This is a genomic window from Streptomyces sp. NPDC006435, assembly GCF_040612315.1.
GTDB lineage: Bacteria > Actinomycetota > Actinomycetes > Streptomycetales > Streptomycetaceae > Streptomyces.
In genome coordinates, this window is sequence record NZ_JBEXPY010000003.1 from 59314 (window position 1) to 75802 (window position 16489).

Below are 16489 nucleotides of genomic sequence, written 5' to 3' on the forward strand. Positions count from 1 at the left end.
CTCACACCCCTGCCGGGCAGTTCCACGTCCGGGCCTCAGCGCATCAGCACGCCCGCACCGTCCCCCGCCACCTCCGCGGGCAGCGCCACCAGGCCGAGTTCCGCGCCGGTCGCCAGCAGCGGATGGGCGGGCAGCACCCGCACCGTGTAGCCGTACGGCCCGGTGCGGTCCAGGGCGAGCGGGCCCTCGTAGAGCCAGCGGCCCTCCAGGTCCTGGCCCCCGGCCGGCTTCAGCGGGAAGGTCCGGGCGTCCGAGATCCCGTCGGCGGCGTCCACCCGGCCGGCCACCGCCTGCACCTCGACGTCGGCCGGTTCCAGCACGCCGAGGGCCACCCTGACCCGCAGCGTCAGCGACGAACCCAGCTCGGCCGAACCGTCCGCGGCGGTGGGCGCCGCCGCCTCCACGTGATCGACGGCGACCCGCGGCCAGGCCGCCCGGACCCGGGCCTTCCAGTCGGCGAGCCGGCGCGCCGCGGCGGGGTCGTCCAGCGCCCGCCGGGCACACGCGGCCGGCGCGTACAGCCGCTCCACGTACTCGCCCACCATCCGGTCCGCCAGCACCTTGGGGCCCAGCGTGCCCAGGGTGCGGCGGACCATCTCGATCCAGCGCCCCGGCAGCCCGGCGCCGTCCCGGTCGTAGAAGCGCGGCGCGATCCGGTCCTCGATCAGCCCGTAGAGTGCGCCCGCCTCCAGGTCGTCGCGGCGGTCCTCGTCCTGGGCCGCCCCGTCGGCGGTCGGGATCGCCCAGCCGAAGTCCGGCTCGTACCACTCGTCCCACCAGCCGTCCAGGACCGAGAGGTTGAGGCAGCCGTTGAGCGCGGCCTTCATGCCGCTCGTGCCGCACGCCTCCAGCGGGCGCAGCGGATTGTTCAGCCAGACGTCGCAGCCCGGGTAGAGCTTCTGCGCCATGGCCATCCCGTAGTCCGGCAGGAACACGATGCGGTGGCGCACCCTGGGGTCGTCGGAGAACCGCACCAGCTCCTGCACCAGCCGCTTCCCGCCGTCGTCGGCGGGGTGGGCCTTGCCCGCGACGACGATCTGTACCGGGCGGGCCGGATGGAGCAGCAGTTCCCGCAGCCGGTCGCGGTCGCGCATCATCAGCGTCAGCCGCTTGTACGAGGGAACCCGGCGGGCGAAGCCGATCGTCAGCACGTCCGGGTCCAGCACGTCGTCGATCCAGCCGAGTTCGGCCGGTTCCGCGCCCCGGCTCCGCCACGAGGCGCGCAGCCGTTCGCGGACCTCGGTGACCAGCCGGGCGCGCAGGGTCCGCCGCAGGTCCCAGAGTTCGCGGTCCGGGACGCCGGTGGCCGGGTCGCGGTGTCCGGGCGCGTTGCCGCCGGGGTCGCACAGCCGGAGGATCTCCGGCGCGACCCAGGTGGGGGCGTGGACTCCGTTGGTCACCGAGGTGATGGGCACCTCGGCCGGGTCGAAGCCCGGCCACAGTCCGGCGAACATCTCCCGGCTGACCGCGCCGTGGAGGGTGGAGACGCCGTTGGCCCGCTGGGCGAGCCGCAGCCCCATCACCGCCATGTTGAAGAGTCCGGGTTCGCCGCCCGGGTAGGTCTCCGTGCCCAGCTGCAGGACGCGTTCGACGGCCACGCCCGGCAGTTCGCCGTCGTCGCCGAAGTGCCGGGCGACGAGTTCGCGGTCGAAGCGGTCGATCCCGGCGGGCACCGGGGTGTGGGTGGTGAAGACCGTGCCCGCCCGCACGGACTCCACCGCGGAGTCGAAGTCCAGTCCGGTGCCGGAGAGTTCACGGATGCGTTCGAGTCCGAGGAAACCGGCGTGCCCCTCGTTGGTGTGGAACACCTCGGGCTCCGGGTGTCCGGTGAGCCGGCAGTACGTCCGCACCGCCCGCACGCCGCCGATGCCCAGGAGCATCTCCTGGAGCAGCCGGTGCTCGCTGCCGCCGCCGTAGAGCCGGTCGGTCACCTCGCGTTCGCCCGGCGCGTTCTCCTCCACGTCGGAGTCGAGCATCAGCAGCGGTACGCGGCCCACCCGGGCCTGCCAGATGTGGGCGTGCAGCGACCGGCCGCCCGGCAGGGCCAGCACCACCCGGCTGGGGGTGCCGTCGGCCTCGCGCAGCAGGGTGACCGGCAGTTCGTTGGGGTCGAGCACCGGATAGTGCTCCTGCTGCCAGCCGTCGCGCGACAGGCTCTGGCGGAAGTAGCCGTGCCGGTAGAGCAGGCCGACGCCGACGAGGGGGACGCCGAGGTCGCTGGCGGCCTTGAGGTGGTCGCCGGCCAGGATGCCGAGCCCGCCGGAGTACTGGGGCAGGGCCGCGGTGACCCCGAACTCGGGCGAGAAGTAGGCGACGGCGGACGGGAGCCGGGCTCCCCGCTCCAGCCGTTCCTGGTACCACCTGGGGCCCTCCAGGTAGTCGCGGAGGTCCTCGGACGCCTCCGTCAGCCGGTGCAGGAACTGTTCGTCCCGGGCCAGCTCGGCGAGCCGGCCGGCGGACACGGCACCGAGCATCCGCACGGGGTCGCACTCCGCCGTTCGCCGGGTCTCCGGGTCGACGGCCTGGAAGAGCTCGCGGGTCTCGGCGTGCCAGGACCAGCGCAGGTTGCGGGCGAGGTCGCTGAGCGGTCGAAGGGGGTCGGGGAGGACGGGGCGCACGGTGAAACGACGGATGGCCTTCACGTGTCCCACCTTTACAGGGCACATGCGGATACCGGCGGACGCACCACGGTGTGCGGCGCTCCGTCACCCCCGGCGGCGGTGGCGGCCGGGCAGCCTTGCGGCGCACGGGGCGCGCCCGGCGCATTCAGGTCGTCACACATACGCCCGAGCCGTTCACGAATCACCGGATCGGCCCATCGGGAACCGCGGGAGGGCTCCTCGGGAACGCGTCCCGGGCCGCACCCCGGGCACCCGGTGAACGCTCCCCGAATACCGCCCGAATGCAGCACGAATGCAGTGGGGACACGGCGGGGCCCGACGGAAGGTCTTCGGTTGTTCGGGGCGTCCGCGATTTCGGCGTCCACCCTTTTCGCCTCCGCTGAGCACATCCGCTCCCCCGCCTTTCGAGTGCCATTCGGGTGAATGCGGGCGGGGGCGGCCACGCCCACGCACCGTCAGCCGTCCGCAGAACGGTTAGAAAGGACGGAAACCAGTCGGTCGCGGTGCGCGTATTCCGCCCTCCGCCACTGTGTCGCGCCCCGTTCGGTCCGAACCCAGCCCCAGGTGATTCCATGATCGGTCGCATTCCCGTCCTCGACGTCGGCCCTGTCGTCGATTGCGGCAGAAGGCCCGCCAAGGCCGTTGCCGGTGAGACCTTCCGGGTCACCGCGACCGTCTTCCGCGAGGGCCATGACGCCGTCGCCGCCAATGCGGTGCTGCTGGACCCGAGCGGGCGTCCGGGGCCGTGGACGCCGATGCGCGAACTGGCGCCCGGCACGGACCGCTGGGGCGCCGACGTCACCCCCGGCTCCGAGGGCCGCTGGACGTACGCGGTCGAGGCCTGGAGCGATCCGGTCACCACCTGGCGGCAGCTGGCCGGGATCAAGATCCCGGCGGGGATCGACACCGCGCTCGTCCTCGCGGAGGGTGCCGAGCTGTACGAGCGGGCCGCCTCCGGCGTGCCCAAGCGGGACGGGCGCGAGGCGGTGCTGGCCGCCGTCGACGCGCTGCGCGACACCTCCCGGCCGGCCGCCGCCCGGCTGGCCGCGGCACTCGCCCCCGAGGCACGGGCCGCGCTCGACCGCCATCCGCTGCGCGAGCTGGTCAGCACCTCGCCCCCGCTCCCGCTGCTGGTCGAGCGCAGGCGGGCCCTGTTCGGCTCCTGGTACGAGCTGTTCCCCCGCTCGGAGGGCGCCAGGACCGAACCGGCCCCGGCCACGGCAGCGAAGGACGGGGCGGCGGAGGACCGGACCGGGGCGCCGCGGGAGCGGATCGTCAGCGGCACCTTCCGCACCGCCGCCGAACGGCTGCCCGCGGTCGCCGCGATGGGCTTCGACGTGGTGTACCTCCCGCCCGTCCACCCCATCGGCACCACCCACCGCAAGGGTCCCAACAACTCGCTCTCGGCCGCCCCCCACGACGTGGGCGTGCCGTGGGCCATCGGCTCGGCCGAGGGCGGCCACGACGCCGTCCACCCCGATCTGGGCACGCTCGACGACTTCGACCATTTCGTCGCGACCGCCCGTCGGCTGCGCATGGAGATCGCACTCGATTTCGCGCTGCAGTGTTCTCCCGATCATCCCTGGGTGGAGAAACACCCGGAGTGGTTCCACCACCGCGTGGACGGCTCGATCGCCTACGCCGAGAACCCTCCGAAGAAATACCAGGACATCTATCCGATCGCCTTCGACAAGGACCTGGGCGGACTGGTCGAGGAGACCGTGCGCATCCTCCGTTTCTGGATGGACCACGGAATCCGGATCTTCCGCGTCGACAATCCGCACACCAAACCGGTGGTCTTCTGGGAGAAGGTCATCGCCGAGATCAACGGGGCCGACCCGGACGTCATCTTCCTGGCCGAGGCGTTCACCCGCCCCGCGATGATGAAGACGCTCGCCGCCGTCGGATTCCAGCAGTCGTACACGTATTTCACCTGGCGCACCACCAAGCAGGAAATCACCGATTACGTCACGGAGTTGTCGGGGGAAACCGCCGCCTTCATGCGGCCCAACTTCTTCGTGAACACCCCGGACATCCTGCCGGGCCACCTCCAGGACGGGGGCCGTCCGGCCTTCGAGGCGCGCGCCGTACTCGCGGCGACGCTCTCCCCGTCCTGGGGGATGTACGCGGGGTACGAGCTGTGCGAGAACACCCCGCTGCGGCCCGGCGGCGAGGAGTACCTGGACTCGGAGAAGTACCAGATCCGGGTCAGGGACTGGGAGTCGGCGGAGCGCGAGGGCCGTTCGCTGGCCCCGCTGATCACCTCGCTCAACCGCATCAGGCGCCGCAACCCGGCGCTGCAGCAACTGCGCGACGTGCACTTCCACTCCACCGACAACGACTCGTTGATCGCGTACAGCAAGCGTTCGGGTTCGAACACCGTTCTGGTGGTCGTCAACCTCGACCCGCACCACACCCACGAGGCCACGGTCTCGTTGGACATGCCGCGACTCGGCCTCGACCGGCACGAGCGCGTGCCGGTGCGCGACGAGCTCACCGGCGACACCTATCACTGGGGCAGGACCTTCTACGTGCGTCTGGAGCCCGGCGTCACGCCCGCGCACGTCGTCGTCCTGCGACCGTCCCCGCCGACCGGAGGGTCACCCACACCATGATCGTCAATGAGCCCGTCCCCGACATGTTCGAGGACACCCCGGCCAAGGACCGCGATCCCGACTGGTTCAAGCGCGCCGTCTTCTACGAGGTTCTCGTCCGGTCCTTCCAGGACTCCAACGGCGACGGCATCGGCGACCTCAAGGGCATCACCGCCAAGCTGGACTACCTGCAGTGGCTGGGCGTCGACTGCCTCTGGCTGCCGCCGTTCTTCAAGTCTCCGCTGCGCGACGGCGGTTACGACGTGTCCGACTACACGGCCGTGCTGCCGGAGTTCGGCGACCTGGCCGACTTCGTCGAGTTCGTCGACGCCGCGCACCAGCGCGGGATGCGCGTGATCATCGACTTCGTCATGAACCACACGAGCGACCAGCACGAGTGGTTCCAGCAGTCCCGCACCGACCCGGACGGTCCGTACGGCGACTACTACGTCTGGGCCGACGACGACAAGCAGTTCCCGGACGCCCGGATCATCTTCGTGGACACGGAGACGTCCAACTGGACCTTCGACCCGGTGCGCAAGCAGTACTACTGGCACCGGTTCTTCTCCCACCAGCCCGATCTCAACTACGAGAACCCGGCGGTGCAGGAGGAGATCCTCGCCGCGCTGCGCTTCTGGCTGGACCTCGGCATCGACGGCTTCCGGGTGGACGCCGTGCCGTACCTGTACCAGCGGGAGGGCACCAACTGCGAGAACCTCCCGGAGACGCACGCCTTCCTCAAGCGGGTCCGCAAGGAGATCGACGCGCACTACCCGGACACCGTGCTGCTGGCCGAGGCCAACCAGTGGCCGGAGGACGTCGTCGACTACTTCGGCGACTTCCGCTCCGGGGGCGACGAGTGCCACATGGCGTTCCACTTCCCGGTGATGCCGCGGATCTTCATGGCCGTGCGGCGCGAGAGCCGTTACCCGGTCTCCGAGATCCTGGCGAAGACGCCGGAGATCCCGCAGAACTGTCAGTGGGGCATCTTCCTGCGCAACCACGACGAGCTCACCCTCGAAATGGTCACGGACGAAGAGCGCGACTACATGTACGCGGAGTACGCCAAGGACCCGCGGATGCGGGCCAACATCGGCATCCGCCGCCGGCTCGCCCCCCTGCTGGACAACGACCGCAACCAGATCGAGCTGTTCACCGCGCTGCTGCTGTCGCTGCCCGGCTCCCCGATCCTCTACTACGGGGACGAGATCGGGATGGGCGACAACATCTGGCTGGGCGACCGCGACGCCGTGCGCACCCCGATGCAGTGGACGCCCGACCGCAACGCCGGTTTCTCCTCCAGCGATCCGGGGCGGCTCTACCTCCCCACGATCATGGACCCGGTCTACGGCTACCAGGTCACCAACGTCGAGGCGTCGATGGCGTCGCCGTCGTCGCTGCTGCACTGGACGCGGCGGATGATCGAGATCCGCAAGCAGAACCCCGCCTTCGGCCTCGGTTCGTACAACGAGCTGCCGTCGTCGAACCCGGCCGTGCTCGCCTTCACCCGTGAGCACGGGGACGACCTGGTGCTGTGCGTGCACAACTTCTCGCGGTTCGCGCAGCCGACGGAGCTCGATCTGCGGTCGTTCGACGGGCGTCATCCGGTGGAACTGATCGGCGGGGTGCGCTTCCCCGCCGTCGGGCAGCTGCCCTATCTGCTGACGCTCGCGGGACACGGCTTCTACTGGTTCCGGCTGCGCAAGGACGCGCCGCCGAGCTGATCCGCCACCGCGACCGCGGGGCGGTTCCCGCCGCCCCGCACCGGGCGCTCCCCGTACCGGAGCCCCCGCCGGACCCCACCGGACCCTGCCGGGCCCCGTCCGCCGCTTCGCCCCGGGTCGGGTCCGTACGGACCATCCTGACCCGACACGTCCCGCGCAGCCGGACAGCAAATGCCGCAATCCGGGACACTCTCCGCATTCCATGGGGTGCCTGGGGAAAGGACGCGACGTCATGTCGGAGGCTGTATCCACCCGGGTCGCCCCGGCCCACAGCACGGACCTCCTCCCGTCACTCGCCCCCCTGCTGCACGAATGGCTGCCCCGGCAGCGCTGGTTCGCGGGCAAGGGACGGCCGGTCACCGGCTTCTCGCTGGTGTCGGCGACCGAGATACTGCCGGTGGGCACCGGCCCCGACGCCGCCGAATCCGGTACCGGGCTGCTCCACCTGCTGGTCCGGGCCCATCAGCCGACCATGCCGGCGCAGTCGCCGGACGACTGCTACCAACTGCTGCTCGGGGTGCGGTCCGTGCTGCCGCCCCGGCTGGCGCCCGCGCTGGTCGGGCACGTGACGACCGGCCCGCTCGCCGGCCGCACCGTGTACGAGGGGCTGCGCGACCCGCGCCTGGCCGAACTCCTGCTGGAACGGTTCCGTACCCCCGGCACCCTCGGCGCCCTGCGCTTCGACCGGGGCGGCTCCCCCATCGCCGCCGGGCTGGCGCCGCGGTTCCTGGACACCGAGCAGTCCAACACCTCGCTCGTCTACGGCGACGCCTTCATCCTCAAGATCTTCCGCCGGGTCTTCCCCGGCACCAACCCCGACCTGGAGCTGCCGCTCGCGCTCGCGCGCCAGGGCTGCGGGCGGGTGCCCGCCCCCGTCGCCTGGTTCGAGGCCGCGGGCCCCGAACCGCTCACCCTCGGCGTGCTCCAGCCGTTCCTGAGCGGCGCGCAGGACGGCTGGCAGCTCGCCCTGCGGGCCCTCGCCGAGGGCCGCGACTTCACCGACGAGGCCCACGCCCTGGGCCGGGCCACCGCCGAGGTGCACACCGCGCTCGCCGCCGCCCTGCCGACGCCCGCCCTGCACCGGTCCCAGAGCGAGCACCTGGCCGCCGCGATGGTGCGGCGCCTGGAGGCCGCGGCCCAGTCGGTACCGGCGCTCGTGCCGTACGTCCCGGGGCTGCGCGACGCCTTCGACGCGATGGCCGCGTCGGGGCACCGGGGGCGCGACCGGGCGGTCCAGCGGGTGCACGGCGACCTCCACCTCGGCCAGACCCTGTGCGCCGCGGACGGCTTCTGGTCACTGATCGACTTCGAGGGCGAACCGGCCAGGCCGCTGCCCGAGCGCCGCCGGCCGCAGCTCCCGGTGCGCGACGTCGCCGGCATGCTCCGCTCCTTCGACTACGCGGCCCGCTCGCACCGCCCGTGGAACGACGAGTGGGCGGCCCGCTGCCGGACCGCCTACTGCGAGGGGTACGCCCGGGCCTCGGGCACCGACCCGCGCGGCGAACCGGAACTGCTGCGCGCCCACGAGACCGACAAAGCGGTGTACGAGGTGCTGTACGAGGCGCACCACCGGCCCGACTGGCTGCCGGTCCCGATGGCCGCGATCCACCGGCTGGCCGCCGGCGCCGACAGGCTCTGAGCGCCCGGCGCCCCCTCTCCTTCCGTCCCGCACCGACCACACCCTTCGAGGAGGCCGTCCCCGTGACCGCCCGCAAGCCGTCCCGCAAGACGCCCGCCCACACCGACGCCGCCCCGCCCCCGCCGCTGCCGCCGGCCGGGACCGCGCCGCCCGGGGCACCGGCCGGAACGGCTCCCCCGGGGTCCCCTTCGGCGGAACCGGCCGCCCGGCCCCGGCGGAAGAGGCCGGCCGCCGCACACGCCGGTGACGGGCCGCCGCACCCCCGCCAGGAGCCCGGCACCCACGGGGTGCGGCCGGCGCTCCCCCTCGACCCCGACGACCGGGCCCGGCTGCTGGCCGGTGCGCACCACGCCCCGCACGATCTGCTCGGCGCCCACCCGGTCCGGGGCGGGGTGGTCTTCCGGGTGCTGCGTCCGTACGCGCGCGGTGTGACGGTGCTCGGCAAGGGGCTGCGGGCGCGGTTGCACGACGACGGGGACGGGCTCTTCTCCGGGCTGCTGCCGATGCCCGCGCTGCCCGAGTACCGGCTCCTGGTCGCCTACGAGGACACCGAGATCGAGACGCAGGACCCGTACCGCTTCCTGCCCGCGCTCGGGGAGCTCGATCTGCACCTGATCGGTGAGGGGCGGCACGAGGAGCTGTGGACCGCCCTGGGTGCCCGGCCCATGGAGCACCAGGGGGTGGTGGGCACCCGGTTCACCGTCTGGGCGCCCGATGCCCGCGGGGTGCGGGTCACCGGGGACTTCAACTACTGGGACGGCGCCGGTTTCCCGATGCGGTCGCTCGGTTCCTCCGGGGTGTGGGAGCTGTTCCTGCCCGGGATCGGCGAGGGCGCGCTCTACAAGTTCGACATCTGCCGCCCGGACGGTTCGCACACGGTGCGCGCCGACCCCATGGCCCGGCGGACCGAGGTGCCGCCGTCCACCGCGTCGATCGTGACGGACCGGCACCACGTGTGGCAGGACGGGGAGTGGATGGCGCACCGCGGGGACGTGCCGGTGCACGAGGCGCCGTTCTCCGTGTACGAGGTGCATCTGCCGTCCTGGCGACCGGGGCTGACATATCGTCAACTCGCTTCCCAGCTCCCCGCGTACGTGAAGGAGCTGGGGTTCACGCACGTGGAGCTGATGCCGGTCGCCGAGCATCCCTTCGGCGGTTCCTGGGGCTACCAGGTCACCGGTTTCTACGCCCCGACCTCCCGGCTGGGCTCCCCCGACGACTTCCGCTTCCTGGTCGACTCGCTGCACCGGGCCGGCATCGGGGTCCTCATGGACTGGGTGCCCGCGCACTTCCCGCGCGACGACTGGGCGCTGGCGGAGTTCGACGGCCGGCCGCTGTACGAGCACCCGGATCCCGCCCGTGCGGCGCACCCCGACTGGGGCACGCTGGAGTTCGACTACGGGCGCAAGGAGGTCCGCAACTTCCTGGTCTCCAACGCCACCTACTGGTGCGAGGAGTTCCACGTCGACGGACTGCGGGTGGACGCGGTCGCCTCGATGCTCTACCTCGACTACTCGCGCGAGGACGGGCAGTGGACGCCGAACGAGCACGGCGGCCGGGAGAACCCGGACGCGGTGGCCTTCCTCCAGGAGATGAACGCCACCGTCTACCGGCGCAACCCCGGCGTCGTCACCATCGCCGAGGAGTCCACCGCCTGGGACGGGGTCACCCGCGCCACCCACCACGTCGGACCGGGCGGCTTCGGGGGGCTGGGCTTCGGGCTGAAGTGGAACATGGGCTGGATGCACGACTCCCTGCAGTACATGTCGAAGGAGCCGGTGCACCGCAAGTACCACCACCACGAGATGACCTTCTCGATGGTGTACGCGTACAGCGAGAACTACGTGCTGCCGATCTCGCACGACGAGGTGGTGCACGGCAAGCAGTCGCTGGTCTCCAAGATGCCGGGCGACTGGTGGCAGCAGCGTGCCGACCACCGGGCCTACCTCGGCTTCATGTGGGCCCACCCGGGCAAGCAACTCCTCTTCATGGGACAGGAGTTCGCCCAGGGCGCGGAGTGGTCGGAGGGGCACGGCCCGGACTGGTGGCTGCTCGACCCCTCGTACGGGGCGGAGGCCGATCACCGGGGCGTGCGCACCCTGGTGGGCGACCTGAACGCGGTGTACGCCGCCACGCCCGCGCTGTGGCAGCGCGACACGGTCCCGGAGGGTTTCGACTGGGTGGACGGCGGGGCGGCCGAGGACAACGTCTTCGCGTTCCTGCGCTTCGACGCGCAGGGCTCGCCGCTGCTGGCCGTCAGCAACTTCTCCCCGGTGGTGCGGCACGACTACCGCATCGGGGTCCCGACGGTGCCCGGCGACCGGGTGGTGTGGGCGGAGGTCCTCAACACGGACGCGGCGCGGTACGGCGGCGGCGACGTGTGCCATCCCGGTCCGCTGGAGCCGGAGGCGGTGCCGTCCCACGGCAGGAGCGTCAGCGTGTCGCTGACGCTCCCGCCGCTGGCGACGGTGTGGCTGCGGCCGGTGTGATCGCGACCGCGTCCGGGGTCAGCCGCAGGTGGTGAACTCGGGCGCGGTCTTCGCCAGGTAGATGCTGGCGTGGCCCTGGTCGTCACTGGTCAGGGGCACCGTGACGGTGTCCTGCGCCTTCCACGGGTATCCGTTCGCGTCGAAGGTCCACTCGCCGGTCACCTTCGTGGCCAGCTTCGACAGCGCCACCCAGCCGTACTGCTGCTGCGGGACGGTGATGGTCAGGCTGTTGCCCAGCGTCTCGCTCAGGTTGTACGTCACGTTGCCGCTGATGGTGAGGGAGACGCTCGCCTGGACGGGGCTCGCCGCGCCCGCGCCGATGCCCGACGTGAAGGACACGCCGAGCGTGCTCGACCATCCGCTGGTGGTGGTCAGCGAGAACGTCCACGGCACGGGCGCGCCGGTGCCGTTGTACCAGACCGGCGAGACGCACTCGACGGGCAGCGGCTCGGCGGGGGCCTGGACCCCCTTCGTCCACGAGCAGGTGGTCGCGTCCTTCTGGCAGCGCTTGGAGGCGTACTCCACGGCAGCGGCCATGGCGTCGCCCGAGGCGGCGGCGGGGATCCGCCACTGCTGCGCGGCGGAGCCGTTGCAGCCGTAGGTCTGGGTCCACGCGTCGTCGTACTGGGCGTTCAGGACGATGTCGACGCACTTGTTGTCACCGGCGTTGCGGATCATGAAGGTGTTGGCGGCGCCGGTGACGGGCTGGAAGTACCAGCGCTGGGAGGCGGCCCCGGAGCACGACTGCTGTCGCAGCGGAAGGCCGGTCGCCACGCACTTCCCGGTGAAGTCGTTGGCCAGGGTGAACGACCCGTCGGCCTGCTTGTTGGCGGTCCACTGCTGGTGGTGGCCGGGCGCGGAGTTGGTGACGACGTAGACGCCGTCCCCCGTGTTGCCGTTCTGCACGTCCAGGTTCCGGCCGTTGCCGGCCGCGGTGAACGTCAGTCCGCCGAGACCGGCCGCCTCGGCCGCCCGTGCCGTTCCGGTCTGTGCGGTCAGGCCGAGCATGACGGCCAGCGCGGCCACGAGCGCGGCCAGCGCCCTGGGCAGGGCGCGGCTTGCACGCGAGTTCATGACGGTTCCCCCTGTGTGATCGTCGGATTGCCCGCAGTGATGACGCCCGTCACGCTAGCGCCGTCCGCCCGCCCGCGAGGGGCGCCCCGATGACAATGGCCGACACACGAGGTGTCGGCCGGAAGGCGCCGCTGCGGCGCGGGGTCCGCGGGGGCGGGGCGGGGCGTGCGGCCGGTGTCGTGATCCGTACGTCCCCGACGGCGGACGCCGGGGCAAGGGGCCCGGAACGCGTACGGAGCCGTCGCGGATGTGCCCGCGACGGCCCCGTCGTCCCGCGTTCCGGAAGGTTGCTACGCCTTCGTCATGGCGCGCTCGTCGTCGCCCTCGCGCGGCTCGGGAACGTCCGTGACCTCGCCGTCCTGGTTGAGCATCCGCTCGTCCCAGGGGAGCGCGCCGGACAGGACCCGGTCGACCCGCTCCTTGTCGATCTCCTTGGTCCAGGTGCCGACCAGGACGGTGGCCACGGCGTTGCCCGCGAAGTTCGTCAGGGCGCGGGCCTCGCTCATGAAGCGGTCGATGCCGACGATCAGGCCGACGCCGTCGACCAGGCCGGGGCGGTGCGACTGGAGGCCGCCCGCGAGGGTGGCGAGGCCGGCGCCGGTGACCCCGGCCGCGCCCTTGGAGGCGACGATCATGAAGAGCAGCAGGGAGATCTGCTCACCGGCGCTCAGCGGGTCGCCCATCGCGTTGGCGATGAAGAGCGAGGACATCGTGAGGTAGATCGCGGTGCCGTCGAGGTTGAAGGAGTAGCCGGTCGGCACGGTGATGCCGACGACCGGCCGGCTGACGCCCAGGTGCTCCATCTTCGCGATGAGCCGCGGCAGGGCGGACTCCGAGGAGGAGGTGGAGAGGATCAGCAGGAACTCGCGGCCCAGGTACTTCAGCAGGGCGATCAGGTTGACCCCGGCGACCAGGCGCAGGATCGTGCCGAGCACCACGAAGACGAAGATCGCGCAGGTGATGTAGAAGCCGACCATGATGATCGCGAGCGACTTCAGCGCGTCGATGCCGGTCTCGCCGACCACCGCGGCCATCGCGCCGAACGCGCCGACCGGGGCCGCCCACATGATCATGGCGAGGATGCGGAAGACGAGGCGCTGGATGTGGCCGATGCCGCGCAGGACCGGTTCGCCCGCCGCGCCCATGGCCTGGAGCGCGAAGCCCGCGAGCAGCGCGATCAGCAGGGTCTGGAGCACCTCGCCCTCGGTGAAGGCGGAGACCATCGTGGTCGGGATGATGCCGAGCAGGAAGTCCACGGTGGACTCGCTGGCGCCCGCCGCCTGCTTCTCCCCGGCGGCCCGCGCCGCCTCGGTGAGGTGCAGGCCCTGGCCGGGCTCCAGGAGGTTGCCGACGAGCAGGCCGATGGCGAGCGCGACGGTCGACATCACCAGGAAGTAGCCGAGGGCGAGGCCGCCGACCGCGCCGACCTTGGCGGCCTTGCGCACCGAGCCGACGCCCAGCACGATCGTGCAGAAGATGATGGGCGAGATCATCATCTTGATCAGGTTCACGAAGCCGGTGCCGATCGGCTTGAGCTCGACGGCGACGTCCGGGGCGACGAAGCCCACGAGGATGCCGAGCCCGACCGCCGCGATCACGGCGAGATACAGATAGTGCGTGCGGTCCCGCTTGGCGGCTGCCACTCCCACGGGGGTTCTCCTCGGCTCGTCCGGGTCACTCCCCCGTCCCTGGGGGCGCAAGGGCCTGCCCGGCGCGTCCGGCCGGAAAAAACCCTTGGCGAATATCTCGCTCCCTGTGACACCGGTCACCGTTGCGTGCATTTCGTTCACATGTTTCCGGCCGGGCACACTGGTGGCCATGCGTCTGCCCCGTACCCGACCCCGCAGCCTGGCCGGCCAGCTCTTCGCCATGCAGGTGGTGCTGGTGGCCGCCGTGGTGGCGGGATGCGCGTTCTTCGCCTATGTCTCCGGCAGCGAGCAGGCGGAGGAGACCGCGACCCGGCAGGTGCGGACGGCCGCGCTGGCGATCGCCGGTTCGCCGTCCGTGCGGGAGGCGATCGGCACCCCCGATCCGTCGGCCGTGCTCCAGCCGTACGCGGAGCGGGTGCGCAGGGACACCGGGATCGCCTTCGTCACGATCATGTCCCCGGACCGGGTCCGCTGGACGCATCCGGACGCCGACCGGATCGGGGAGGAGTTCCTCGGGCACACCGCGCGGGCGCTGCGCGGCGAGACGTTCTCGGAGACGTACACCGGCACGCTCGGCCCCTCGATCCGGGTCGTCACCCCGGTCCGCGACGGCGGCCGGATCGTCGGCCTGGTCAGCGCGGGCATCACGGTCGACCGGGTCTCCTCGCAGGTGCGGGAGCAGCTCGGGGCGCTGGGGCTGGCGGCGGGCGGGGCGCTGGCGCTCGGCGGCATCGGCACCTATGTGATCAACGCCCGGCTGCGGCGGCACACGCACGGCATGAACGCCGCCGAGCTGAGCCGGTTGCACGACTACCACCAGGCCACGCTGCACGCGGTGCGCGAGGGGCTGCTGATGCTCGACGGGCGGCGCAGGATCGCGCTCATCAACGACGCGGGCCGGGAGCTGCTGGGTCTGGAGCCGGGCGCGGTCGGGCGCCGGGTCGACGAGCTGGAGCTGCCGGCCCCGCTGACCGGTGCGCTGCTCGCCTCCGAGGAGCGGGTCGACGAGCTGCATCTGACGGCGGACCGGGTGATCGTGGTCAACACCCGCCCGGTGGTGGGCGGCGAGCAGTGCGGCACCGTGGTGACCCTGCGCGACCACACGGAACTCCAGGCGCTCTCGGGCGAGTTGGACTCGGAGCGGGGCTTCACCCAGGCGTTGCGCTCGCAGGCGCACGAGGCGGCGAACCGGCTGCACACCGTCGTCTCGCTGATCGAGCTGGGCCGGGCCGACGAGGCGGTGGGCTTCGCCACCGCCGAGCTGGAGCTGGCCCAGGCGCTCACCGACCGGGTGGTGGGCGCGGTCGCCGAACCGGTGCTGGCCGCGCTGCTGCTCGGCAAGGCGGCGCAGGCCAACGAGCGGGGCGTGGAGCTGGTGCTCGCGGAGGACAGCCTGATCGACGACGGTTCCCTGCCCCCGACCCTGTCGCACCGGGACCTGGTGACGATCCTCGGCAATCTGATCGACAACGCGGTGGACGCGGCGTCGGAGGCGGCGGCCGGTGCGCCGGGCTCCGGACCCGGTCGGCTGGAGTCGGCGGGGCGTGCGGGCGGCCGGGCCCGGGTCACCGTCACCGCGCTCGCCGGGGAGGACGGGCTGCTGCTGCGGGTGGCCGACACCGGGGCCGGGATCGACCCGGGCGCCGCCTCGGAGGTGTTCGCCCGCGGCTGGTCGACGCACGGCGCGGGCCGGGGCATCGGGCTCGCCCTCGTCCAACAGGCGGTGCACCGCAACGGCGGGTCGGTGGCGCTGGACCGCGGGGCGGACGGCGGCGCGGAGTTCACGGTGCGGCTGCCCCCGGCCGCCGTGCCCGCCCCGGCCCCGGCGCCCGCCGCCGCGCCCGCGCCCGTCACCGGCAAGGAGGCCCTCGCATGATCCGGGTGCTGGTCGTCGAGGACGACCCCGTCGCGGCCGACGCCCATCGGCTGTACGTGGAGCGGGTGCCGGGATTCGCGGTGGCGGCCGTCGCCCACTCGCGGGCCCAGGCGGTGCGGGCGCTGGAGCGCACCCCGGTCGATCTGCTGCTGCTGGACCTGTACCTGCCCGACGGCCACGGCCTGCAACTGCTGCGTTCGCTGCGCGCGGCCGGGCACTCGGCCGATGTCATCGCGGTGACGTCGGCGCGCGATCTGGCCGTCGTCCGGGAGGGGGTGTCGCTCGGTGTCGTCCAGTACGTGCTGAAGCCGTTCACCTTCGCCACCCTGCGCGACCGGCTCGTGCGCTACGCCGAGTTCCGGGCGGCGGCCGGGGAGGCGAGCGGCCAGGACGAGGTGGACCGGGCGCTCGGCGCCCTGCGCGCACCGCAGCCGGCGCAGCTGCCGAAGGGGCTGAGCGGTCCGACGCTGGAGGCCGTCACCCGCGCCCTGCGGTCCGCGCCGGACGGGGTGACGGCGGCGGCGGCCGGTGAGGCGCTGGGGATCTCGCGGATCACCGCACGCCGCTATCTGGAACACCTGGTGACGGTGGGGCGGGCGGTGCGCAGCCCCCAGTACGGCCAGATCGGGCGTCCGGAGCTGCACTACCGCTGGGTGGCCGAGAACCGCTGACCGGCACGGTCGTGGAACGGCCCGACCGCACGACCGGGGTGTTCCTCCGGGCCGTCCTCTCGGACCTTCCTACGAGCCGCGATATCGGCGGAACGCACCGTGGCCGTACCGCCGCCCGGCTTCCTACGGTGGGGCCGTGCGCCCCTCACCCC

Annotated in this window: 9 protein-coding genes; 6 read left to right on the top strand and 3 right to left on the bottom strand. The window is 72.4% G+C overall.

What is annotated here, in order from left to right; translation table 11 throughout:
• Positions 1 to 35 precede the first annotated feature (35 nt).
• Complete coding sequence (gene glgP, locus ABZZ04_RS04560) at positions 36 to 2642, bottom strand: alpha-glucan family phosphorylase (protein WP_356930717.1); 2607 nt, start codon at positions 2640 to 2642, stop codon at positions 36 to 38.
• A gap of 551 nt (positions 2643 to 3193) precedes the next feature.
• Between glgP and ABZZ04_RS04565 the strand changes: the two genes are divergently transcribed.
• The 4 genes from ABZZ04_RS04565 (at position 3194) to glgB (ending at position 11067) form a co-directional block, all read left to right on the top strand.
• Positions 3194 to 5236 (top strand): alpha-1,4-glucan--maltose-1-phosphate maltosyltransferase, encoded by a 2043-nt coding sequence (locus tag ABZZ04_RS04565; protein WP_356930718.1) that lies wholly within the window; start codon positions 3194 to 3196, stop codon positions 5234 to 5236.
• Positions 5233 to 6939, top strand: coding sequence for a maltose alpha-D-glucosyltransferase (gene treS / locus ABZZ04_RS04570; RefSeq protein WP_356930719.1), 1707 nt, complete (start codon positions 5233 to 5235; stop codon positions 6937 to 6939). Before ABZZ04_RS04565 ends, treS begins: the two co-directional genes overlap by 4 nt.
• Positions 6940 to 7171: 232 nt before the next feature.
• Positions 7172 to 8578, top strand: a complete 1407-nt coding sequence (locus ABZZ04_RS04575) for a maltokinase (protein ID WP_356930720.1) — start codon at positions 7172 to 7174, stop codon at positions 8576 to 8578.
• A gap of 62 nt (positions 8579 to 8640) precedes the next feature.
• On the top strand, positions 8641 to 11067 hold the full coding sequence (gene glgB, locus ABZZ04_RS04580; protein ID WP_356930721.1) for a 1,4-alpha-glucan branching enzyme: 2427 nt from the start codon (positions 8641 to 8643) through the stop codon (positions 11065 to 11067).
• Between the two features lie 18 nt (positions 11068 to 11085).
• Here the strand turns inward: glgB and ABZZ04_RS04585 are convergent, their stop codons facing one another.
• Both ABZZ04_RS04585 and ABZZ04_RS04590 read right to left on the bottom strand, forming a co-directional pair.
• Positions 11086 to 12141, bottom strand: coding sequence for an RICIN domain-containing protein (locus tag ABZZ04_RS04585; RefSeq protein ID WP_356930722.1), 1056 nt, complete (start codon positions 12139 to 12141; stop codon positions 11086 to 11088).
• 290 nt (positions 12142 to 12431) lie between these two features.
• On the bottom strand, positions 12432 to 13790 hold the full coding sequence (locus tag ABZZ04_RS04590) for a cation:dicarboxylase symporter family transporter (RefSeq protein WP_356930723.1): 1359 nt from the start codon (positions 13788 to 13790) through the stop codon (positions 12432 to 12434).
• 169 nt (positions 13791 to 13959) lie between these two features.
• On the opposite strand from ABZZ04_RS04590, the gene ABZZ04_RS04595 reads away from it, so the two are divergent.
• Both ABZZ04_RS04595 and ABZZ04_RS04600 read left to right on the top strand, forming a co-directional pair.
• Entirely contained in the window at positions 13960 to 15666 is a 1707-nt protein-coding gene (locus ABZZ04_RS04595) for a sensor histidine kinase (RefSeq protein ID WP_356930724.1), read from the top strand.
• On the top strand, positions 15663 to 16337 hold the full coding sequence (locus tag ABZZ04_RS04600; RefSeq protein ID WP_356930725.1) for a response regulator: 675 nt from the start codon (positions 15663 to 15665) through the stop codon (positions 16335 to 16337). The genes ABZZ04_RS04595 and ABZZ04_RS04600 overlap by 4 nt, the downstream gene beginning before the upstream one ends.
• The last annotated feature ends 152 nt before the right edge of the window (positions 16338 to 16489 follow it).